This is a genomic window from Streptococcus sp. 27098_8_22, assembly GCF_041432415.1.
Classification (GTDB): domain Bacteria; phylum Bacillota; class Bacilli; order Lactobacillales; family Streptococcaceae; genus Streptococcus; species Streptococcus pseudopneumoniae_M.
Map to the genome: position 1 here is coordinate 352,938 of NZ_JAPVZP010000001.1, position 20,653 is coordinate 373,590.

General features: G+C 38.4%; 22 protein-coding genes and 1 other annotated feature. Of the genes, 7 read left to right on the top strand and 15 right to left on the bottom strand.

Annotation, left to right across the window (positions count from 1 at the left end; genetic code table 11):
* Positions 1-21 precede the first annotated feature (21 nt).
* Entirely contained in the window at positions 22-1,677 is a 1,656-nt protein-coding gene (locus O3633_RS01780; RefSeq protein WP_371620180.1) for an Rqc2 family fibronectin-binding protein, read from the top strand.
* Between the two features lie 61 nt (positions 1,678-1,738).
* On the top strand, positions 1,739-2,596 hold the full coding sequence (locus O3633_RS01785) for a YitT family protein (protein ID WP_049530468.1): 858 nt from the start codon (positions 1,739-1,741) through the stop codon (positions 2,594-2,596).
* Positions 2,597-2,688: 92 nt separating this feature from the next.
* Here O3633_RS01785 and nox read toward each other — a convergent pair whose 3' ends face one another.
* Positions 2,689-4,068: a H2O-forming NADH oxidase gene (nox, locus tag O3633_RS01790; RefSeq protein WP_049525814.1), complete on the bottom strand. Its 1,380-nt coding sequence runs from the start codon at positions 4,066-4,068 to the stop codon at positions 2,689-2,691.
* Positions 4,069-4,415: 347 nt separating this feature from the next.
* On the opposite strand from nox, the gene O3633_RS01795 reads away from it, so the two are divergent.
* From O3633_RS01795 to O3633_RS01805, 3 genes are read left to right on the top strand one after another with little or no spacing between them, the layout of a single operon-like run.
* Positions 4,416-5,306 carry an FAD:protein FMN transferase gene (locus tag O3633_RS01795; RefSeq protein ID WP_371620181.1) on the top strand — a complete coding sequence of 297 codons (891 nt, stop codon included), beginning with the start codon at positions 4,416-4,418 and terminating at the stop codon, positions 5,304-5,306.
* Positions 5,307-5,340: 34 nt separating this feature from the next.
* A complete protein-coding gene (locus tag O3633_RS01800; RefSeq protein ID WP_000915942.1) occupies positions 5,341-5,946 on the top strand; it encodes an NADPH-dependent FMN reductase in 606 nt (201 codons plus the stop codon).
* A gap of 17 nt (positions 5,947-5,963) precedes the next feature.
* Positions 5,964-7,199 carry an NAD(P)H-dependent oxidoreductase gene (locus O3633_RS01805; RefSeq protein ID WP_371620182.1) on the top strand — a complete coding sequence of 412 codons (1,236 nt, stop codon included), beginning with the start codon at positions 5,964-5,966 and terminating at the stop codon, positions 7,197-7,199.
* Between the two features lie 88 nt (positions 7,200-7,287).
* On the opposite strand, the gene O3633_RS01810 is transcribed toward O3633_RS01805, so the two are convergent.
* From O3633_RS01810 to rplJ, 5 genes are all read right to left on the bottom strand, one after another.
* Positions 7,288-7,545, bottom strand: coding sequence for a DUF896 family protein (locus O3633_RS01810; protein ID WP_371620183.1), 258 nt, complete (start codon positions 7,543-7,545; stop codon positions 7,288-7,290).
* Between the two features lie 29 nt (positions 7,546-7,574).
* On the bottom strand, positions 7,575-9,611 hold the full coding sequence (gene glyS / locus O3633_RS01815; RefSeq protein WP_371620184.1) for a glycine--tRNA ligase subunit beta: 2,037 nt from the start codon (positions 9,609-9,611) through the stop codon (positions 7,575-7,577).
* A gap of 212 nt (positions 9,612-9,823) precedes the next feature.
* Positions 9,824-10,741 carry a glycine--tRNA ligase subunit alpha gene (gene glyQ / locus O3633_RS01820; RefSeq protein ID WP_000038760.1) on the bottom strand — a complete coding sequence of 306 codons (918 nt, stop codon included), beginning with the start codon at positions 10,739-10,741 and terminating at the stop codon, positions 9,824-9,826.
* Between the two features lie 593 nt (positions 10,742-11,334).
* Positions 11,335-11,700, bottom strand: a complete 366-nt coding sequence (gene rplL, locus O3633_RS01825) for a 50S ribosomal protein L7/L12 (protein ID WP_001196970.1) — start codon at positions 11,698-11,700, stop codon at positions 11,335-11,337.
* A gap of 76 nt (positions 11,701-11,776) precedes the next feature.
* Positions 11,777-12,277 (bottom strand): 50S ribosomal protein L10, encoded by a 501-nt coding sequence (gene rplJ / locus O3633_RS01830; protein ID WP_049503273.1) that lies wholly within the window; start codon positions 12,275-12,277, stop codon positions 11,777-11,779.
* 38 nt (positions 12,278-12,315) lie between these two features.
* Positions 12,316-12,451: a sequence feature (ribosomal protein L10 leader region), on the bottom strand.
* 188 nt (positions 12,452-12,639) lie between these two features.
* On the opposite strand from rplJ, the gene O3633_RS01835 reads away from it, so the two are divergent.
* Both O3633_RS01835 and O3633_RS01840 read left to right on the top strand, forming a co-directional pair.
* The gene (locus O3633_RS01835; protein ID WP_001095970.1) at positions 12,640-13,167 is read left to right on the top strand and encodes an ECF transporter S component; all 528 of its coding nucleotides are present in this window, start codon (positions 12,640-12,642) and stop codon (positions 13,165-13,167) included.
* Positions 13,168-13,177: 10 nt separating this feature from the next.
* Positions 13,178-13,693 carry a transcription repressor NadR gene (locus tag O3633_RS01840; RefSeq protein WP_000164965.1) on the top strand — a complete coding sequence of 172 codons (516 nt, stop codon included), beginning with the start codon at positions 13,178-13,180 and terminating at the stop codon, positions 13,691-13,693.
* On the opposite strand, the gene O3633_RS01845 is transcribed toward O3633_RS01840, so the two are convergent.
* From O3633_RS01845 to O3633_RS01885, 9 genes are all read right to left on the bottom strand, one after another.
* The gene (locus O3633_RS01845; protein ID WP_371620185.1) at positions 13,690-14,157 is read right to left on the bottom strand and encodes an 8-oxo-dGTP diphosphatase; all 468 of its coding nucleotides are present in this window, start codon (positions 14,155-14,157) and stop codon (positions 13,690-13,692) included. The two genes, O3633_RS01840 and O3633_RS01845, sit on opposite strands and share 4 nt — an antisense overlap.
* Positions 14,158-14,176: 19 nt before the next feature.
* Complete coding sequence (locus O3633_RS01850) at positions 14,177-14,611, bottom strand: hypothetical protein (RefSeq protein ID WP_000589796.1); 435 nt, start codon at positions 14,609-14,611, stop codon at positions 14,177-14,179.
* Positions 14,612-14,613: 2 nt separating this feature from the next.
* Positions 14,614-15,123: a hypothetical protein gene (locus O3633_RS01855; protein WP_239681989.1), complete on the bottom strand. Its 510-nt coding sequence runs from the start codon at positions 15,121-15,123 to the stop codon at positions 14,614-14,616.
* The gene (locus O3633_RS01860; protein ID WP_134806216.1) at positions 15,101-15,559 is read right to left on the bottom strand and encodes a hypothetical protein; all 459 of its coding nucleotides are present in this window, start codon (positions 15,557-15,559) and stop codon (positions 15,101-15,103) included. Before O3633_RS01860 ends, O3633_RS01855 begins: the two co-directional genes overlap by 23 nt.
* A gap of 76 nt (positions 15,560-15,635) precedes the next feature.
* Positions 15,636-16,274: an NAD(P)H-dependent oxidoreductase gene (locus O3633_RS01865; RefSeq protein ID WP_049530483.1), complete on the bottom strand. Its 639-nt coding sequence runs from the start codon at positions 16,272-16,274 to the stop codon at positions 15,636-15,638.
* 94 nt (positions 16,275-16,368) lie between these two features.
* Entirely contained in the window at positions 16,369-16,866 is a 498-nt protein-coding gene (locus O3633_RS01870; RefSeq protein ID WP_371620186.1) for a GNAT family N-acetyltransferase, read from the bottom strand.
* Between the two features lie 14 nt (positions 16,867-16,880).
* Positions 16,881-18,869 (bottom strand): excinuclease ABC subunit UvrB, encoded by a 1,989-nt coding sequence (gene uvrB, locus O3633_RS01875; RefSeq protein ID WP_049530486.1) that lies wholly within the window; start codon positions 18,867-18,869, stop codon positions 16,881-16,883.
* Positions 18,870-19,169: 300 nt separating this feature from the next.
* Entirely contained in the window at positions 19,170-19,859 is a 690-nt protein-coding gene (locus tag O3633_RS01880) for a hypothetical protein (protein WP_371620187.1), read from the bottom strand.
* Positions 19,819-20,652, bottom strand: coding sequence for a hypothetical protein (locus O3633_RS01885; RefSeq protein WP_075228327.1), 834 nt, complete (start codon positions 20,650-20,652; stop codon positions 19,819-19,821). The genes O3633_RS01880 and O3633_RS01885 overlap by 41 nt, the downstream gene beginning before the upstream one ends.
* Position 20,653: the final 1 nt, after the last annotated feature.

The window sequence follows — 20,653 nt, forward strand, 5'->3', positions numbered from 1 at the left end:
TACATTCACGAGGAGAGAACCATGTCATTTGATGGATTTTTTTTACACCACATGGTTGAGGAATTGCGATCTGAACTACTAAATGGTCGCATCCAAAAGATTAATCAACCCTTTGAACAAGAACTGGTCTTGCAAATCCGTAGCAATCGTAAAAGTCATCGTTTGCTCCTGTCTGCCCATCCAGTTTTTGGACGCATCCAGTTAACAGAGTCCACCTTTGAAAACCCTGCTCAGCCATCTACTTTTATTATGGTATTGAGAAAGTACCTTCAAGGAGCAGTTATTGAGTCAATCGAGCAGATCGAAAATGATCGTATCGTGGAAATCACGGTTTCCAATAAAAACGAGATTGGGGACCATATCCAGGCCACACTCATCATCGAGATTATGGGGAAACACAGTAATATTCTACTTGCAGATAAGTCTAGTCACAAAATCCTTGAAGTTATCAAGCATATCGGTTTCTCTCAAAATAGCTACCGTACCTTATTACCTGGTGCTACTTATATTGCTCCTCCCGGCACAGAGGCTCTCAATCCTTTTACCATCAAGGATGAAAAATTGTTTGAAATCCTACAAACTCAAGAATTGACAGCTAAAAACCTTCAAAACCTCTTTCAAGGTTTGGGAAGAGATACAGCAACCGAGTTAGAAAAACAACTGCTTAATGATAAACTAGCCACTTTCCGGAACTTCTTTAGACAAGAAACCAAACCTTGCCTAACAGATAAATCCTTTTCTTGTATGCCTTTGTCAACTAAAATTGAAGGACATTTTTCAAGCTTATCTCAACTTCTTGATGTCTATTACAAGGATAAGGCAGAGCGTGACCGTGTGAAACAACAGGCAAGCGAACTCATTCGACGTGTTGAAAACGAACTACAAAAAAATCGGCAAAAACTAAAGAAACAAGAAAAAGAACTTCTGGCTACTGAAAACGCAGAAGAATTTCGGCAAAAAGGTGAGTTACTAACCACTTTCCTTCATCAAGTTCCCAATGACCAAGATCAGGTCATTTTGGAAAACTACTACACCAACCAGCCTATCACGATTGCACTTGATAAGGCACTAACGCCAAACCAAAATGCTCAACGCTACTTCAAACGCTATCAGAAATTAAAAGAAGCTGTTAAATACTTGACTGACCTGATTGAAGAAACTAAGGCAACCATTCTCTATCTGGAAAGTGTAGAGACAGTTCTCAATCAAGCCGGACTCGATGAAATTGCTGAAATTCGTGAAGAATTGATTCAAACAGGATTTATCCGCAGAAGACAAAGGGAAAAAATCCAGAAACGACAGAAACCTGAGCAGTATCTAGCTAGTGATGGAAAAACAATCATCTATGTGGGGCGCAATAACTTACAAAACGAGGAATTGACCTTTAAAATGGCCCGTAAAGAAGAACTCTGGTTTCACGCTAAGGATATTCCTGGAAGTCACGTTGTTATTTCAGGCAATCTCAATCCTACTGATGAGGTTAAAACAGACGCTGCAGAACTTGCAGCCTACTTCTCTAAGGGACGTCTCTCCAACCTCGTTCAGGTGGATATGATTGAAGTTAAAAAACTCAACAAACCAACTGGTGGAAAACCTGGTTTTGTCACCTATACTGGGCAAAAGACCCTCCGTGTTACACCCGACCCTGAAAAAATTCAGTCCATGAAAATCAAATAAGTCTTGTATACTGGTGGGCTGTTACTGCTATAGACTCAATTAAAAATGGGAGGTACGTTCAATGCTACGGCATATCAAATCTATTTTAACCATTATATTCGGAGCTGCCATTTATGCCTTCGGACTCACGTACTTTGTTGTGCCCCACCACTTATTCGAGGGTGGAGCAACGGGAATCACCTTGATTACCTATTATCTCTTTAACATCCCTATCTCCGTGATGAACCTCATCATCAATATCCCATTATTCATTTTAGCCTGGAAAATATTTGGTGCAAAGACCCTATACAGCAGCCTGCTTGGTACTATTTCCTTATCCATTTGGCTAGCAATCTTTGAAAAGATTCCTCTCAGCTTTAATCTTGAGGGAGATCTGGTCATCGTGGCTTTAGTTGCGGGTGTTCTTTTGGGACTTGGTCTAGGTATTATCTTCAATGCTGGTGGTACCACTGGTGGAACAGATATCGTCGCTCGAATTCTGAACAAGTACACCAATATCTCCGTGGGGAAATTACTCTTTGCACTAGACTTCCTCATCTTAATGCTCATTTTAATTATCTTCCAAGACCTTCGTCTCGTTACTTATACACTTCTATTTGACTTCATCGTCTCAAGAGTTATTGACTTGATTGGTGAAGGCGGATATGCTGGAAAAGGTTTTATGATTATCACACAAAAGCCTATGGAAGTGGCAGATAAAATCAATGAAGAGTTAGGTCGAGGTGTCACCTTCATATCTGGACAAGGTTACTACAGTCAAAAAGATTTAAAAATTATCTACTGTATCGTAGCAAGAAATGAAATGGTTAAGATGAAAGAATTGATTCATACGATTGATCCTAAGGCCTTTATTACCATCACTGAAGCTCACGAAATTCTAGGAGAAGGCTTCACCTTTGTAAAAGAAGAAACTTCCTAACACATAGACAACAAAAATAGTAACTTCGAATTTGAAGTTACTATTTTTTGATGATAAAAACGGAAGAAGCAAATCTTCCGTTTTACAAATCATTATTTTTCAGCTGTAAGTGCAGCCATTGTGATGTAATTGTATGGTTTGTTGAAGTGTGGCAAGAAGAATAGGTCTGTCAATGCCAATTTTTCAATTGTAACATGTTCTTGGATAGCCAATGAGAACATGTGAATTCCCATGCTGATTGCTGAATCACGAGATACCATTTGAGCACCAAGGATTTCACGGCTGTCTTTATCAAAGACAATCTTGATTGCTACTTCATAGTTGTCATGTTTCATAAATTCTGGTTTTTGAAGATCGTTGAAGCCTGTTTCAACAGCATTGTATCCTGCTGCTTTAGCTTTTTCAAGAGTCAAACCAGTTGAAACCATGTGAAGACCATAGATAGAGATACCGTTTGATCCTTGAACACCGATTCCTTCAAGTTCATGTCCACAAGCATTGTAAGCACCTACGATACCAGTACGTACAGCATTTGATGCAAGAGCGATGTAGCTAGTGTCTTTACGAGCGTTGTCATAAACAGTCGCACAGTCACCCACAGCGAATACTCCTGGAAGTGATGTTTCTTGTTTCTTGTCTACAAGGAAGGCACCGTTGCGGAAAAGTTCAATCTTGCCATCAGCAAGAGCTGTGTTAGGACGGAAACCAACTGCAAGAACAACCATGTCAACATCGAATGTTTCTTTGTCAGTGATCAAGCGTTCAACTTTACCGTCACCTTCGATAGCTTTAACAGTTTGTCCAAGTGCCAAACGGATGTTGTGGTCTTCCAAGTTCTTAGCCATCAATTGAGTGAAGTCTTTGTCGTAGTAACCGTTCAAGACTGTGTCTACGATGTCAACAAGGACAACTTCTTTTCCAAGACGTTCGAATGCTTCAGCAAGCTCAACACCGATGTATCCACCACCTACAACAGCGATACGCTCAAGATGTTTGCTCTTGTCAGCAAGTTTGTTGATAACTTCTTCTGCGTTTTGGTACAATTTAACGAATTGTACATTTTCAAGAGTTGCTTTGAATTCGCGGTTACCTTTAACAATTTCAACACCTTCGATTGGTGGTAAAATTGGAGTTGAACCAGTCGCAAAGATCAATTTTTCGTATGATTCTTTGTGTTCTTTTCCATCAACTTCAGCAGTAACAACTTTATTATCATAGTCAATTGAAAGAACTGGTGAGTTCATATAAACTTTAGCACCTTTTGCTTCCAATTTTTCTTTATCTGAGTAGAAGAGACCTTCTGGACCATCGATTTGCTCACCAATCCAAAGAGCCATTCCACATCCTAGGAATGAAATGTTTGAGTTTTGGTCAAAGACAACGATTTCATTTTCACTTCCAAAATTGTCCAACATAGTGTTGATACAAGCAGTTCCAGCGTGGTTAGCACCCACGACTACGATTTTACTCATAAGATAATTCCTACCTTTAATTTTTTATTTACCTTTCTAGTATATCATTATCTGTGAGCGTTTACAAGCTTTTTGACTAGTTTACTGTTTTTTTGAAATTTTTTTGAAATATATATCAATTTATTTTCAATCTTTTCAAAGTTTTTTGCACATTTTTTATTTATTCAAGCATATTTCTTGACTTTTTGTAAAAAATAATTTGTGAAAACGCTGACTTTATGATATTCTATTTGTATGGAAATGAAATATAAATCTTCAGATTGCTTTCATATCTGGATTTACAACTATTTCCAATTGATTTGAAGGGAGTTGATTTTTTGCCTTTCAGTTCATTATCTGAACGGTTAATGGGAACTACGATTACTATTTCCTTGGTACATGAACAAGCGGATAATCTTCTCCGTCAAGCTTTTGATTTGCTCAAGGAACTTGAATTTCGATTTAATGCGAATAGCACCGAATCGGAATTGATGGAAATTAACTATCAGGCGGGAATTGCCCCAGTTAAGGTCCATCCTGATTTGTTTGAACTGATTTCTTTAGGATTAGAACACAGTCTAGCTCCTGGAAGTCATCTCAACATTAGTATTGGTCCCTTGGTACAAACCTGGCGTATTGGTTTTTCCGATGCAAAAGTTGCTAGTCCTGAAGAAATTTCTTCGGTTTTACCATTGATAGATCCCCGTTTTATCAAGCTTGATTCAATTGATTCTACTGTTTTTTTAGAAAAAAAAGGGATGAAAATTGACTTAGGTTGTTTAGCTAAGGGCTATAGCGCAGATAAGGTTGCAACTTTCTTAAAAGAAAATGGCGTCACTTCTGCTCTTATCAATCTAGGAGGAAACATCCTTACCATTGGAAACAACCAATCAAAAGATGATCGACCGTGGCAAATCGGTATTCAAGACCCTAATCACCCACGCGGTAATCACCTGATGACCTTGTCTATTACTGGAAAGTCAGTTGTTACATCTGGAATTTATGAACGGCATCTTGAAATCGATGGAAAGGATTATCATCACATTTTTGATAGTGAAACTGGCTATCCTATTGAAACGGATTTGGCTAGTTTAACGATTATATCTAACCGCTCAGTTGATGGTGAGATATGGACCACACGATTGTTTGGTGAGCGCAGCGCTTCTATCATGTGGCAAATCGAAAATATCGATGGAATCGAAGCCATCCTTATTGATAAAGATGGACATATCGCTTGTTCATCCGGTATCCAAAGATAATTAATAAATAATGCAAAAAGAGAAAGGAAAGCTCATGCTAAAACTTATTGCTATTGTAGGAACTAACTCTAAACGTTCCACAAACCGCCAACTGCTTCAATATATGCAAAAACACTTTGCTGATAAAGCAGAAATCGAATTGGTAGAAATTAAAGACCTACCAGTCTTCAACAAACCTGCAGATAAACTTATTCCTGCAGAAGCCTTAGAAATTGTTGCAAAAATCGAAGCAGCTGATGGTGTAATTATCGGCACTCCTGAATATGATCACTCAATTCCTGCTGTTCTTATGAGCGCTCTTGCTTGGATTTCTTATGGAGTATTTCCACTTCTTAACAAACCAGTGATGATCACAGGTGCCTCATACGGTACACTCGGTTCTTCACGTGCTCAATTGCAACTCCGTCAAATCCTAAATGCGCCTGAAATTAAAGCAAATGTTCTCCCAGATGAGTTCTTGCTCTCTCATTCTCTTCAAGCATTCGATAAGAATGGTGACTTGGTAGATCTTGATGTTATCAAGAAATTGGATGCCATCTTTGATGACTTCCGTATCTTTGTCAAGATTACAGAAAAATTGCGTAATGCACAAGAACTTCTTCGTAAAGATGCAGAAGAATTTGACTGGGAAAATTTGTAAGATAGGAGATCGAAAGAATGAAATTTGTTGGACTTGTTGGATCAAACTACGACCAATCATATAACCGCAAACTCTTGGAATTCATCCGTCGTAACTTCAAACTGAAATTTGAATTAGAAGTTCTTGAAATCGATGAAGTTCCAATGTTTAACCAAGACGAAAAATGGGACGAAAGCTTCCAATTGCGCCTTCTTTACAATAAAATTACTCGTGCTGATGGTGTGATTATTGCCACTCCTGAGCACAACCATACAATTTCTGCTTCACTCAAATCAGTTCTTGAATGGCTTTCATATGAAGTACATCCATTTGAAAACAAACCAGTGATGATCGTGGGTGCTTCTTACTACGACCAAGGTACTTCACGTGCTCAAGTTCACCTTCGTAAAATCCTTGACGCACCTGGGGTGAATGCCTACACATTACCAGGTAATGAATTCCTTCTTGGAAAAGCTAAAGAAGCTTTTGATGCTAACGGAAATATTATCAACGAAGGAACTGTTAAATTCCTTGAAACTTGCTTAGATAACTTTGTCAAATACGTAGGAGTCGTTTCTAAATTGAAAAAACCAAAACCAATTGAACCAGAAGACTTGGATTGTGGAAAACCAATCGCTACAACTATTACAGAAGTTGATCCTGACGATCCAAACTGGGTAGAAAAAGTCGCTGAAATTACAGGTGCTGTTTCAGGTGATACATATGTTAAACTTGACCATGGTATCTTGACTGTTAACCAAATCGATATGTTCTTGAAAGCTATGCCTTTTGAATTGACATACGCTGACGATAACAACCAATTCCTCTACTACAACAACGCTCACCAAGATCCTGATACAATGTTTGCAAAACGTGTACCATCTCAATCTGGTAGCCGTATGTCTACAGTTCACGGATCACTTCCACCAGCACGTATGAAAAACGTTGAGTGGGTAATCGGAACTCTTCGTAACGGAAACCAAGACTACGTACGTACAATTGTTCCAGGTTCACCTGCTGGTGTTATCAATACTCACAACTACCAAGCAATGTACTATCCTGATGGATCATATGCTGGTATTAATGAAATCGTCTTTAACTTCCAGCCATGGCTTGACTGGTACTTGAAAGAAACTGGCCAACGTTTGGTAGGTGGTTGCGGACCTTTTGCTCCCGCTGCAGGTCATGGTGATGCAGATGCTACTTCTGGAGCTTCTGACTCAGCCGATGGTGGCCATGGAGCTGCTGATGCTACTTCTGGAGCAAGCAACTAAAAACTACTGATAAAGGAACCATTTTAGGTTCCTTTTTTAAGAAACAACAAACCTCGGTTAGCAGACACTAACCGAGGTTTTATTTAGCTTATGAATTTGGATCGTCAAGACTTCGACCATGCAAACCCTTTTCACGTTGTACCTGACGAAGTTTTTCAGGAGTCACATCATTTCCATCGTCATCTACGATTTTGATTCCTTCAATGTGATGACGAACTGAACGACGATAGCCTTCAATATATTCCTCACGAAGTTTAGCTTGTTCTACTTTTTCTTCTGCAGTCAAGCCTTCTGTTTTTTTCTTTTTCGCAAGCTCATTAATACGAGCGATTTTTTCTGGTGTCATATTTGGACCTCCAATCTACTATTTAATTTCTATTTTGTATTAAGAAGATTAAAAGCAGCGACTGTTTTCGCTTTATTCACAAGTTCAGTTAGAATAGCTAGACGATTATTCTTAACATCAACATCCTCTGCCATAACCATAGTATTGTCAAAGAAAGCATCAATAACAGGACTAAGGGCAAATAGTTGCGTCAATTTATCGTTAGCTGAACCTTTCAATTCAAGACTTTCGACAGCTTGAGCTAGTTCTTTTTCTTGTTCATTTTCAAAGAGGCTAGTATCAACTTTGACTGAGCCTTCTGCTTTTTCCGCTAGATTAAAGGCACGAGATAATGATTCAACTGATGATTTGTAGTTTTCAGTTTTTGCAGCTTCAGTTAAGGCTTCTGCTGCTTCAATCATATCTGCAACAACAAAGTTTGAACTTGCTAGAACAGCCTCTTTAATATCTTTTGCAGTAGAACCCATCATCTTATCAACACGAGCTTTGATGAAGTTAAGCACTTCTTCTTGATTATCGTAAGTTAGGCTATCAAATGATAAAGCATAAAGGCTAGCAATCAATTCGTCCATTGGAATATTCCATCCAAAGTCTTCCAAGATACGGACAATCCCTTGTGTTGCACGACGAAGAGCATAAGGGTCATTTGAACCAGATGGAATCAAGCCAACAGAGAAGAAGGACAAAAGAGTATCCAATTTATCAGCTAGTGCAAGGATAGCTCCGACTTTAGACTCAGGGAGAGCACCATCTGCAGAATCTGGAAGGTAGTGTTCACGGATAGCTTGTGCCACTGCAGCATTTTCACCTGCAAGAAGCGCATACTTCTCACCCATGATCCCTTGAAGCTCATCAAATTCACCAACCATACCGGTTAAGAGGTCAAATTTATAAATGGCTGCAGCACGAGCAAGATCAATAGATTCATCGACTGATAGACCAGCTTTTTCTGCCAAAAGGATAGCAATTTGCCCAGTACGAATCATGTGTTCACGAAGTGAACCAATCTTTTCATGGAAGGTAACGTGTGATAATTTAGCTACAAGATCTTCAATCTTCAATTTTTGGTCTTCACGCCAGAAAAATTCACCATCTTCAAGACGCGCAACTAAGACTTTCTCATTTCCTCGGATGACATTATTCAAATACTCTGCATTTCCGTTACGAACAGAAATAAAGTTTGGTTTTAGATTTCCATCAAGGTCACGAACTACAAAGTAGCGTTGATGAGTCTCCATTGAAGTGACCAAAACCTCTTCTGGAACCTCTAGGTACTTAGGATCAAAATTCCCCATGAAGGCAGTTGGGTATTCAACCAAATTCAGAACTTCATTCAAGAGTCCTTCATCAATTTGTACCTGAACACCTTCTTCAGCTTCAATAGCCTTAATTTGCTCACGAATCATATTTTCGCGTTCAGTGCTATCAGCAATAACATAAACTCTGCGCAGGTCTTCTTCATAGCTGTCAGCATGCTGAATTTCTACTTCGTGACCAAGGAAACGATGTCCACGACTGACTCTTCCTGAGTGAATATCTAAGAAATCCATATCGAGTGCCACATCATCCAAAAGAACTGTCAATGTATGGACTGGACGGATATATTCAAAGGTATTGTTTGCCCAGTGCATACTTACTGGGAAGCTTAAACTAGCCAAAACTTCTGGAATTCCAGCCAAAACTTCCTCAGCTGGTTTTCCAGCTTCATGTTTGGTCACGTAAACATATTCTTCACCTTTAATTTCACGGAATTCAATATCATCCACAGTTAAGCCTTTTCCACGGACAAAGCCTTGCGCTGCTTTAGAGAAATTTCCTTCTGCATCCAAAGCAATTTTTTTAGAAGGTCCTTTAAAATCTTCAGTCAAATCCGTTTGTTGGTCTGCCAAACCAAGTACGCGAACAGCCAAACGACGTGGAGTTGAGAAGGTTTGAATCCCTTCGTATGAAAGACGGTTATTATCCAAGAAGGCTGCCATTTTTTCGCCTAGTTGTTTTTCACTTGGTGTGACAACGTAGGCAGGTAACTCTTCGAGTCCTAGTTCTACTAATAAGTTTTTTGTCATGTTTTTTCCTTTACAAAATTAATTTTCTTCAACAAGACCTTTAGTAGTGGGGGACGCAAGCAAACCTTCGGTTTCATTGCTAACTGCCAAGCCTTAAGTCTCGTCAGTTCCCCAGTCGAATAAGAAACTTCTTATCCGACTTTCACTACAGCGGTCTTGTTTTATTTAGCGACCTACGGTCGACTTTCAGTCATTTATTCCTGTAATTCTGTCTATTCTTCCTCTTCTGCTAGGAGTTTTGCGCGTGTAGCTTCGTCAAGAAGTGGGTATCCAAGTTTTTTGCGTTCTGCTACGAATGTTTTAGCTACGACACGGGCTAAGTTACGGATACGGGCGATATAACCAGCACGTTCTGTAACTGAAACTGCTCCACGAGCATCAAGCAAGTTGAAGGTATGTGAACATTTCAAAACGTAGTCGTAGGCTGGATGCACAAGACCTAGTTCTAATGCACGTCCAGCTTCTTTTTCAAATTTTTCGAAGTTTTCAAGAAGCATGTCTTGATCTGAAACTTCAAAGCTGTATTTTGAATGCTCGTATTCAGGTTGAAGGAAAATTTCTCCGTATTTAACACCAGGAGCCCACTCGATATCGTAAACTGAGTCTACTTCTTGGATATAAGAAGCCAAACGTTCCAAACCATAAGTTACCTCAGCAGTTACAGGCCCTGTTGCCAATCCACCTACTTGTTGGAAATAAGTAAACTGAGTGATTTCCATACCATCAAGCCAAACTTCCCAACCAAGACCAGCTGAACCAGTTGATGGGTTTTCCCAGTTATCTTCAACAAAGCGGATATCATGTTCCAAAGGATTGATTCCTAATTTTTCCAATGACTCAAGGTAGAGTTCTTGGATGTTTGAAGGCGATGGTTTCATAACCACTTGGAATTGGTGGTGTTGGTAAAGACGGTTTGGGTTTTCTCCATAACGTCCATCTGCTGGACGACGAGAAGGCTCAACATAAGCTGCATTCCATGGTTCAGGACCAATGGCACGAAGGAAAGTGTAAGGACTCATGGTTCCCGCACCTTTTTCATTATCATAAGCCTGCATAAGCATACAACCCTGATCATTCCAGTATTGTTGCAAAGTCAAGATAATCTCTTGGAAGGTTAGTTTTTTAGACATTATTAACTCCTTTTTTATCTAATTTCTTGCGACACGAGTCTGCCTCGTCGATTATACGAGGCAAGACGAGTTAGTACTGCGTCTAGCTCAGACACCCTAGTACTGAGCGTAAGGCAGTCCGACTGTAAGGAGGTCTCTGCCACTGACACAGTAAAATGTTAATTTCTTAGACATTGAATACTCCTTAATTAAAATTAATTTCTTGCGACCTAGAATACAAAAAGAACCGTGTCTTTGCTCCTAAGTCAAGTGACCTAGGGGCGTCAGAAACGCGGTTCCACCCTAATTTATTACTTCATTATTTATAAAAAATATACCAAAAGCGCCACACTCATCCCTCAATCACCTGACTCTCACTACCACAGGCTCGCTTAGGATTTACTGATAAGATATTCTTTCTTGTCGTCTATTATATCAAAAAGGAATAAAAAAGTAAAATTATTTTATTAGGAAACTTACAAAATAAATTAGATATAGATACACAAAATAATGATCTGTTCCCTTTTTTGCCCCTTCTCGAACAAAAAGAAAAACCGCTACTCCTAAGAATAGCGGTTTAATCATGTTTTTAAGCTACTAAAGTAGTTGCTCTATTATTTAAGAGTAACTGAAGCTCCTGCTTCTTCCAATTTAGCTTTAAGTTCTTCAGCTTCTGCTGCTGCAACACCTTCTTTAACAAGTGCTGGTGCACCATCAACAAGTTCTTTAGCTTCTTTAAGACCAAGACCAGTGATTTCACGTACAACTTTGATAACGCCGACTTTTTTGTCGCCTACAGCTGTCAATTCAACGTCAAATGAATCTTTAGCAGCTTCTTCAGCACCACCAGCAGCAGCTACAGCTACAGGAGCAGCTGCAGTTACACCAAATTCTTCTTCGATAGCTTTTACAAGGTCGTTCAATTCAAGGATTGAAGCTTCTTTAATTTCAGCAATAATGTTTTCAATGTTCAATGCCATTGTTATTTCCTCCAAATAAGTTTTAAAATTAGTTTTTTATTTTTTTCGTAGCTAGGCTACGCTGCGTAGCTTAAGATTAAGCTGCGTCTTCTTTGCTTTCTGCAACCGCTTTGACTGCAAGAGCAACGTTGCGCACTGGCGCTTGAAGTACAGAAAGGAGCATAGAAAGAAGTCCTTCGCGGTTTGGAAGAGTTGCAAGAGCAACGATTTCTTCTTTTGATGCGACAGCGCCTTCGATTGCACCACCCTTGATTTCAAGTGCGTCAGCAGTTTTAGCAAAGTCGTTCAAGATTTTCGCTGGTGCGATAACATCTTCGTTCGAAAATGCTACAGCAGATGGTCCAACAAAAACAGATGCCAATTCTCCAAGTCCAGCTTGTTCAGCTGCACGACGTAAGATTGAGTTTTTGATAACTTTGTACTCAACTTCGCTTCCACGAAGCTCACGACGAAGAACTGTATCTTGTTCAACTGTCAAACCACGAGCATCTACAACGACGATTGATGCAGCAGCTTTCATTTTCTCAGCTACTACGTCAACTAGTTCCGCTTTTTTAGCAATAATTGCTTCACTCATTAGTGTGTTCACCTCCGTAATTATTTTGCTTGGGGAATTTTCCCAAAAGAAAAACGCGCCCAAACCTAGACACGAAAGTACAATACGCTTCTTTTTAAATGATACGTTTTGTCCTCGGTAGGATATTTATGAGTCGAGCTCCCCTACTGTCTTAGGCAGTTTTTTCAAACCGTTTATAAGTATACCACACTACTTTGATTAGTGCAAGAGTTTTTGCTTATTTTTTTAAAATTTTATTGATTCTTTTTAGCATTCTTTTTCCTCACTTAAAAATAATCTTCTCTAAAATCAATTTTGCCTCTTGACTTTCTTGATTTTTTATTGTACTATACAACTGTATATACAGATAAAAAGGAGTTATTATGAATACACAAAAGAAAACACAATTCATGACCTTGACCGCATTGCTAACCGCTATCGCTATTTTGATTCCTTTGGTGATGCCCTTTAAAATTGTCATTCCTCCCGCTTCTTACACTCTAGGAAGTCACGTTGCTATTTTTATCGCTATGTTTCTTTCTCCCTGGATGGCAATTTTTGTCATTATAGCTTCTAGCCTAGGATTCCTCATGGCTGGTTATCCAATTGTCATTGTACTTCGAGCTTTTTCCCATATCTTTTTCGGAACTTTGGGAGCCTTCTATCTTCAAAAACATCCTCAAACCTTAGATAATCCTAAATCCTCTTTGATTTTTAACTTTATCCTAGGTTTGGTTCATGCCATCGCCGAAGTTTTTGCATGTATTATCTTTTATGCAGGAACTGGAACAAATGTAGAAAATATGTTCTATGTCTTATTTGTCTTGGTCGGTATTGGTACAATTATTCATAGTATGGTAGACTATTACTTAGCCTTAGCTGTTTATAAAGCATTAAAAAAACGTCATTAAGAAAGAAACTATGACAAAAAATAGAAAAGAAATCCTTTTACAACTCTTAAAAGAAGCTCAAAAACCTCTAAACGGAAAAAGCTTAGCAGACCGTTTTCATGTAACTCGCCAGATTATTGTTCAGGACATTGCTGTTCTTCGTGCAGACGGTGCTCCTATCTTATCAACCAATCGTGGCTATATTTATAAAGAAAGCAAAACCAATCCGTATGTTCACAAGCTGTTTAAAGTAAAGCACGAGATGGAAGAAATCGGTCAAGAACTTCTAGCTATCGTCGATAATGGAGGACGTGTTCAGAATACCTTGATTGATCATCCTGTCTACGGAGAAATTGAAACCTTGCTCAAACTCTCTTGTCGCCGTGACGTTCAGCATTTTTTAGAGCAAGTCGAACGGTCTGACTTTAGACCACTTTCTGAATTAACAGATGGCGTCCATTATCACCTAGTCGAAGCTGAAAACGAACAAGACCTCCTCTATATTGAGAAGGCCTTGGACAAATTAGGATATTTGGTAAAGGATTAAAAAGTTCTCTTTTCCCATCCATCTTCTGTACGGCGAGGGTAGAAAAATTCTGACTTATCAGGAGCGTCCATCATCTCCATCAAAGGTAACATATCATAGGCCAGATCCAAGTTTGGAATCTGGTTTTTTTGCACCCAAGAAACTTCTCCTTCATCTGAAGAACGAAGGGTACCAGAGAACTCAGTCGCCTTATAACAAACGACAATATAGCGGCCACCTGTATCTAGTGGCCAATTTTTAATGCCGACAAGTTGAGGATTTTGAATCGTTAGACCTGTTTCCTCATAAATTTCACGAATAACAGATTCTGCAAAAGCCTCTCCATCTTCAACATGGCCTCCTGGAAAAGCATAGCCAGACCAGCGATTGCTTTCGGGTGAACGATACTGCATGACTACGCGCTGATTTTCAAGGTCTTCAATCAGGCAAATATTAGTTAAAATGGTTAATTGTGCTCGAGACATAGGACTCACTTTCTAATGTTTAATTTTTTTCTACATACTTAACTTTAGATTTCATAATCAAAGGATTAACTAAGTCATGATATTCATGAATTTCATGGAGTAAGAATCCTCTGATGATTCTGATTTCATTTTTTTCCCTAATCACATAGTAGTCTAAATTGATAGGCATAGATGAATCTGGAACCGTGGAGAAAAAGAAAAATATCATAAACCAGATTATGAGAGCAACGAATCCGCTGAGAGCTTGAAAAATCAGATGATGCCATTGAAAGATTCTAGATTTATAAAAGATAGTCCACGGATGGATAAATAGGGTTAAACAAAGACCAAAGAACCAGAAATTCCACAAGACTGGCGTAAAGGCTAAGCCAAACAATCCTAAGATAAAATGAATAAGGGCGAATAACAGGAACAGAAGGTAAATTACCCTAAATATAGTTAGATGTTTTATCATGATTAACTCCTTTTCTTTTCAATATAATTCATTACTAGAGTTATAATAGATGCCAAACTGAAAAAGATCATATAAGTTGCAATAGGAAACCAGATGTAGCGGTGATCTAGGGATAAGAGAGAAGGCAAAATTCCTTTACTATTTTTCCCACCAATCCCAATAAAGAGATGAACTATTAAACCGATACTATTAAGATAGATAAATAAATCTGCATATCTTTTTATCGTCATTCTTGTCCTAGTCAAGTCTAGGAACCAATAGTCAAATAATCGATACACCAGACAAAAAATATTTATATATATTGGAAAACTATAGTTGATATCTCTGTAGGGCAACGGAATAGGAAGGAGTTTAAAAACAAGGGTAACACCTAGCCCTATTCCTAAGATTAGACCAAATACCAAGAAGAAACCTAATAATTTATGAGAATCCATCCAAAGCCGAAAACTTTCGTTCCTTGGGCGATTCTTTTTTGTATTTGAGTTACTTTTATTTGAATGTATTTTCCCCATTATTTTCTTCCTCCTTTTTCTTTTCAATATGCTTGGAAATTATAATTGTCACAATAGGCAATAGAAAGAAAATAAAATAAGTAACGAGGGGAAACCAGATATAGCGATAGTCTAATGCCCATATCGGAAGTAATCTTCTTCCTCTTTTAGAGGTCATCCCAATCGTTAACTGTAATACACAAGCAATTCCGTTAAGATATAATAACATTTTTGCAAAATTTTGCAAGGAAATCCAGTCTTTCCTAAAGGTACGAAGGAAAGAATGATAAGATGCATTCACCAAAAAAACGATATTTAAATAAAGTGGAAAACTATAATCCAGTTCCCGATAGGGACTTGAAATAATGGTTGTTCCGTACAATAGATATAATATTCCTAGAGCAGAAAAGAACAGAACGCTTGCATCAAGGATCCAGGCAATTGTTGAATGTTGCACAAATCACAGATTCATGCGGTCTAGTAGACCAAGCTTTCGCTTTGATTTCTGGTGTTTTTTTAATGTTTTCTGTCTCTTATTTTTTTGTTTCATGATAGTTTTTAACTTCTTCTGCTACTTTTTGGAGATGCTCTTCACGCATACTTGCTGTATTCACATCCCGGCCGACTTCTCCCAAAATGCTGACACGCTTGGTTTTAATCCCACAATGGTTCAAGACGGCATTTTTCAAAACAGAGATACCATAGCTGTCTGGAATGTTGAAAGGACCCGAAAAGATTTTGTACCACCAAGTGGGCGCCATGGAAGTTGCGTAAATACTGGCTGTTTTCCCTTTTAATAACTTTTTAAACTGCTTGCCTCTGAGGTAATTCCAGATAAAACTCCCCTGATCGTTAGCAGAGTAAGCAATCCCCGGTGTAAAGACCCGGTCAATCCAGCCCTTCATAAGGCTCGGCATACTACTCCACCAGATGGGATAAACAAAGATCAGGTGATCCGCCCACTGGATTAATTCTTGGGAACGAAGGATAAAAGAATCTTCTTCCATACGTTTTCGATAGCCATAACGTAAAACAGGATCAAAGTCCTCTTCATTAAGGTTGATGACTTCAAGTTCATGGCGACCTGAGTCAATATTTTCTACAATGGTTTGAAAAATAGCCTGACAGTAACTTTCCTTATCAGGGTGTCCATTGATGACTAGAATTTTCATTCGTCTTCTCCTTCATCTCTTTGTTTCATTCTATCTATTTCACTTTTTATACTTGATTAATTGATAATGGTTCAAAGATTGATAGATACTTACTTTAGGAATTTTTATTTGAAGAACACATCATCCGCAATTCCTTAACAGGTTTTCCAAGTTTAAGTATTTTTTCTTGGCCATCGAAAGTAAAACCTATTTTTTGATAGAAAGCAATGGCTCGCTCATTATCTTTCAATACCCATAAATAAATTTCAGAGAAATGATCGAGAGCAACAAATGCAGCATGCATTAGCTGTTCACTCACACCTTTTCCATAGTAATCTTTTAAAACATATAAGGCTATGATTTCACCAGCTTGAATGGCTTCATCACGAAAATTTCCATAGCTGATAAATCCAATGACCTGCTTTCCATCCATAGCAATCAAGGTATTTTCTGGATATTTTTGACTAAAGAATCGACATCTTTCTAATGTCATCGTCTCCTGAAATTCCGCAGGTAAAAGATCGTCATAAGCCTCTCTCCACGTTTGCCAATGAACGAGGGATTTCCCTTCTACCTCTTCAGGAGTCTCCATTGTTTTAATGATAATCTTCATTCGCTTTATCCTATCTAATCCAACGCCTTGACTTCCAACATCATATCACGAATCTGAGCAGCCAGTTCAAAGTCAAGCACTTCGACGGCTTCTTGCATTTGTTTTTCCAGTTTCTTGACCAATTCTTTGCGTTCTTGTTTGTTAAGGCTATTGATATCGACTTCCTTGTCCTCTTCTTTAGCCACAGTTTTGGTAACAGAAATAAGATCACGGATTTCCTTCTTAATAGTTTGTGGCACGATACCGTGTTCTTCATTATAAGCCATCTGAATCTGACGACGGCGGGCCGTTTCATCGATGGCTTTTTGCATAGATTGAGTCATAGTATCAGCATACATGATCACATGCCCTTCGCTATTACGAGCAGCACGACCAATGGTCTGAATGAGTCCACGCTCATTACGAAGGAAGCCTTCCTTGTCAGCATCGAGAATGGCAACTAAACTTACTTCAGGTACGTCAATCCCTTCACGAAGGAGATTAATCCCGACCAAGACATCAAATACTCCCAATCGCAGGTCACGGATAATCTCCGTACGCTCTAAAGTCTTGATATCCGAGTGCATGTATTTGACCTTGATGCCCATTTCTTTGAAGTAGTCAGTCAAGTCTTCTGCCATTTTCTTGGTCAAGGTTGTAATAAAGGTCCGTTCGTTCTTTTCAACACGGGCATTGATTTCACCCAAAAGATCATCAATTTGTCCCATAGTCGGACGGACTTCCACTTCTGGATCCAAAAGACCAGTCGGACGAATGATTTGCTCAATAACGGTGTCCGTTTGTTCCATCTCATAATCACCAGGTGTCGCTGAAACATAGACAATCTGATGAACATGACTTTCAAACTCTTCACGACGAAGAGGACGATTATCCAAGGCAGATGGCAAACGGAAACCATAATTAACCAACATTTCCTTACGCGAACGGTCACCATTGTACATGCCCTTGATTTGCCCCATAGTCATGTGACTCTCATCTATCATAATCAGGAAATCATCTGGGAAGAAATCAAGAAGCGTATAAGGTGGTTCTCCTTCACTTCGTCCATCCATGTGACGTGAGTAGTTTTCGACACCATTTGTATAGCCCATCTCACGCAACATCTCGATATCGTACTCTGTCCGTTGTTTCAAGCGTTGCGCTTCAAGGAGTTTACCTTCTTTTTCAAAGATAGCTAACTGCTCCTCCAATTCAGCCTGAATCTTAGCAATAGCTACTTCCATGTGGTCATCATTGGTCACAAAGTGAGTCGCTGGGAAAATCGCCAAATGATCCACTTCGCCGAGAACTTGACCAGTTAAAGCTTCGACTTCACGAATACGATCAATTTCATCTCCAAAAAACTCTACACGAAAGGCATGCTCATCACGAGAGGCTGGGAAAATCTCCACCACATCCCCACGAACACGGAATCTTCCACGCTGAAAATCAATGTCATTGCGTTCGAACTGAATATCAACCAAGTCATTGAGCAGTTTATCTCGAGAAATCTCAAGACCCGGACGCAGACTTACGACGCTATCAGCGTATTCCTTAGGCGAACCCAAACCGTAGATACAAGATACAGATGCTACAACGATGACATCGTTACGCTCTAAGAGTGCTGAAGTCGCGGAGTGACGAAGCTTATCAATTTCATCATTGACCGAGCTATCTTTTTCGATGTAGGTATCGCTCGATGGCACATAGGCTTCTGGCTGGTAGTAATCATAGTAAGATACGAAGTACTCGACGGCATTTTCAGGGAAAAATTCCTTAAACTCCCCGTAGAGCTGGCCTGCAAGAGTTTTATTGTGGGCGATGACTAGGGTTGGTTTATTAACTTGAGCAATGACCTGGCTCATGGTATAGGTCTTCCCCGTACCAGTCGCTCCCATCAGGATTTGCGCCTTCTCACCACCCTCGATATTATCTACTAACTGTTCAATAGCTTGCGGTTGATCCCCAGAAGGTTGGTACTTGGATACGAGTTTAAATTTGTTGTCTGTAATTCTATTGATCATCTCTTTGTCCTCACATATATAGACCTTATTTTACCATAAATCACCAGAATTCTCTGAGTTGGGGAATAAAAGGGGAATAAAAGATGTAACAAAATAATCCAGTAAATAAGTACATCTTTAAATTACAAAATAATTAAATGAACTCATATTAGAAGTGAAAACTAAACAAGACTCTCGAAATTACTTCGATAGTCTTGTCTTTTATTCTAAAACAATACAATACGTAATAAACGTCAACGTCAATGAATTACAGAATTAGTAAAGCTTGTTCATCAGCATCATTTTTATGAGACCACTTTACTACTTAACTTCTTGATTCTTTATCAAAAGGTAAAGAGTTGCTCCAAGTGAAAACACCAATTCAAGAGCATAAACACATAGTTGCAGGTAGGAAGCTCTCCCTAGTATTGTATCCGCAACAATATTATAAAATAGATAACTAGTCATTGGTTCCACTACTCTTTCTATGAAAGGTTGTAACAAAATAGGAAATAGCAACAAAATAGCTAAACTCCCCATTGGACTTTTGAAAAAATAACTTAAAAAGTAAGAAATTAAAAAGTATTGGATGGAACCAATCAAATAGAAACTGAAAATTTCTAAACCGACACCATTTTCGCTACTTAAAAAATGAAACCATATATGCAGTACAATGAAATATAAAGTTGATTGTAGTAACACATCAAATAACTCTACGAACAGGATACTCGTTGAACTTAAGATCCTTTTTCCACTCACCAAATAAACTAATTTTGTTTCATGTGATTGTAAGTCTACAAATGCATTAACACACCCAATAGCAACAGAGAACATTGATGCAAAAACAAGAGCTTGCTTTAAAGATAATTCTACAATTCTACCATTGATTGCAACTGGTAACACACTTAGTAGGCACACAAATCCTACCAAAATTGACTGTATAGCTATCTGGTACTTTACGGGTTTTAAGCTATATTTTTTGACGATAAGACTGATAAATATTCTTGCCATTCTTCCTCCTCATTCGAATCATTTCTACAACAATTATCAATACCAAGAATACGACTCCTTCTACTACTAAAAGAGTAAATCCATACAATTGGCTCGTTTGAGTCCCTTCAATTCGACCAAAAGCAAATGACTTTGCTCCAATCAAAGGCAATAGATTCTCTATGTTAGAAGAAAGTCCTCTTAGAATACCTGATAGAGTGATTACTAATAATAAAACGATTGCAATTAATGATGAAATGGATTTTTTTGTGACTCTTACTAAAAATATAGCTAATAAAGTGAGGACAATCGCAAATATCATAACTCTTACCGTAACATCTAAAAACAAAGTAAATTCTATATAGTTCTTTAAAGTAGAATCTAGAAAAATGAGTAAAACAACAGCATTTACTATCGAAAATATTACAGTAGAAAGTAGTGATAAGACAATCGAACTAGCAATAAAACCAGTAAGTCGAACTTTCCAGTTAGGAATTATTAACTGAGTAAAATAATTATCACCAAATTGATAATGGGTTGAATAAACAAGTGAAACCAGAATTGGCAAGAAAATAACACTAGCTTGGTAGGGTGAAGATAAGAGAGCATCCCTGACTGTATAGACTGAATTCGATGATAAGATAGATGGATCAAGGTTTACTTCCCGTCCATTTCCTTCTACTAAGGCATTTATCACCTGAATATTTTGAATTGTAAAAAATATGCTGACTCCCAAAATAAGAGAAAAAGTTATTTTAAAAGTAGGTAAGCTACTATATTTATAAAGGTCACTAAAAAAGGAACGCTTTAACATA

Excerpts from the sequence above, each read along its gene's own strand:
- O3633_RS01780 (WP_371620180.1), top strand. The coding sequence starts at position 22 with ATGTCATTTGATGGATTTTTTTTACACCACATGGTTGAGGAATTGCGA.
- O3633_RS01785 (WP_049530468.1), top strand. The coding sequence starts at position 1,739 with ATGCTACGGCATATCAAATCTATTTTAACCATTATATTCGGAGCTGCC.
- nox (WP_049525814.1), bottom strand. The coding sequence starts at position 4,068 with ATGAGTAAAATCGTAGTCGTGGGTGCTAACCACGCTGGAACTGCTTGT.
- O3633_RS01795 (WP_371620181.1), top strand. The coding sequence starts at position 4,416 with ATGGGAACTACGATTACTATTTCCTTGGTACATGAACAAGCGGATAAT.
- O3633_RS01800 (WP_000915942.1), top strand. The coding sequence starts at position 5,341 with ATGCTAAAACTTATTGCTATTGTAGGAACTAACTCTAAACGTTCCACA.
- O3633_RS01805 (WP_371620182.1), top strand. The coding sequence starts at position 5,964 with ATGAAATTTGTTGGACTTGTTGGATCAAACTACGACCAATCATATAAC.
- O3633_RS01810 (WP_371620183.1), bottom strand. The coding sequence starts at position 7,545 with ATGACACCAGAAAAAATCGCTCGTATTAATGAGCTTGCGAAAAAGAAA.
- glyS (WP_371620184.1), bottom strand. The coding sequence starts at position 9,611 with ATGACAAAAAACTTATTAGTAGAACTAGGACTCGAAGAGTTACCTGCC.
- glyQ (WP_000038760.1), bottom strand. The coding sequence starts at position 10,741 with ATGTCTAAAAAACTAACCTTCCAAGAGATTATCTTGACTTTGCAACAA.
- rplL (WP_001196970.1), bottom strand. The coding sequence starts at position 11,700 with ATGGCATTGAACATTGAAAACATTATTGCTGAAATTAAAGAAGCTTCA.
- rplJ (WP_049503273.1), bottom strand. The coding sequence starts at position 12,277 with ATGAGTGAAGCAATTATTGCTAAAAAAGCGGAACTAGTTGACGTAGTA.
- O3633_RS01835 (WP_001095970.1), top strand. The coding sequence starts at position 12,640 with ATGAATACACAAAAGAAAACACAATTCATGACCTTGACCGCATTGCTA.
- O3633_RS01840 (WP_000164965.1), top strand. The coding sequence starts at position 13,178 with ATGACAAAAAATAGAAAAGAAATCCTTTTACAACTCTTAAAAGAAGCT.
- O3633_RS01845 (WP_371620185.1), bottom strand. The coding sequence starts at position 14,157 with ATGTCTCGAGCACAATTAACCATTTTAACTAATATTTGCCTGATTGAA.
- O3633_RS01850 (WP_000589796.1), bottom strand. The coding sequence starts at position 14,611 with ATGATAAAACATCTAACTATATTTAGGGTAATTTACCTTCTGTTCCTG.
- O3633_RS01855 (WP_239681989.1), bottom strand. The coding sequence starts at position 15,123 with ATGGGGAAAATACATTCAAATAAAAGTAACTCAAATACAAAAAAGAAT.
- O3633_RS01865 (WP_049530483.1), bottom strand. The coding sequence starts at position 16,274 with ATGAAAATTCTAGTCATCAATGGACACCCTGATAAGGAAAGTTACTGT.
- O3633_RS01870 (WP_371620186.1), bottom strand. The coding sequence starts at position 16,866 with ATGAAGATTATCATTAAAACAATGGAGACTCCTGAAGAGGTAGAAGGG.
- uvrB (WP_049530486.1), bottom strand. The coding sequence starts at position 18,869 with ATGATCAATAGAATTACAGACAACAAATTTAAACTCGTATCCAAGTAC.
- O3633_RS01880 (WP_371620187.1), bottom strand. The coding sequence starts at position 19,859 with ATGGCAAGAATATTTATCAGTCTTATCGTCAAAAAATATAGCTTAAAA.
- O3633_RS01885 (WP_075228327.1), bottom strand. The coding sequence starts at position 20,652 with ATGTTAAAGCGTTCCTTTTTTAGTGACCTTTATAAATATAGTAGCTTA.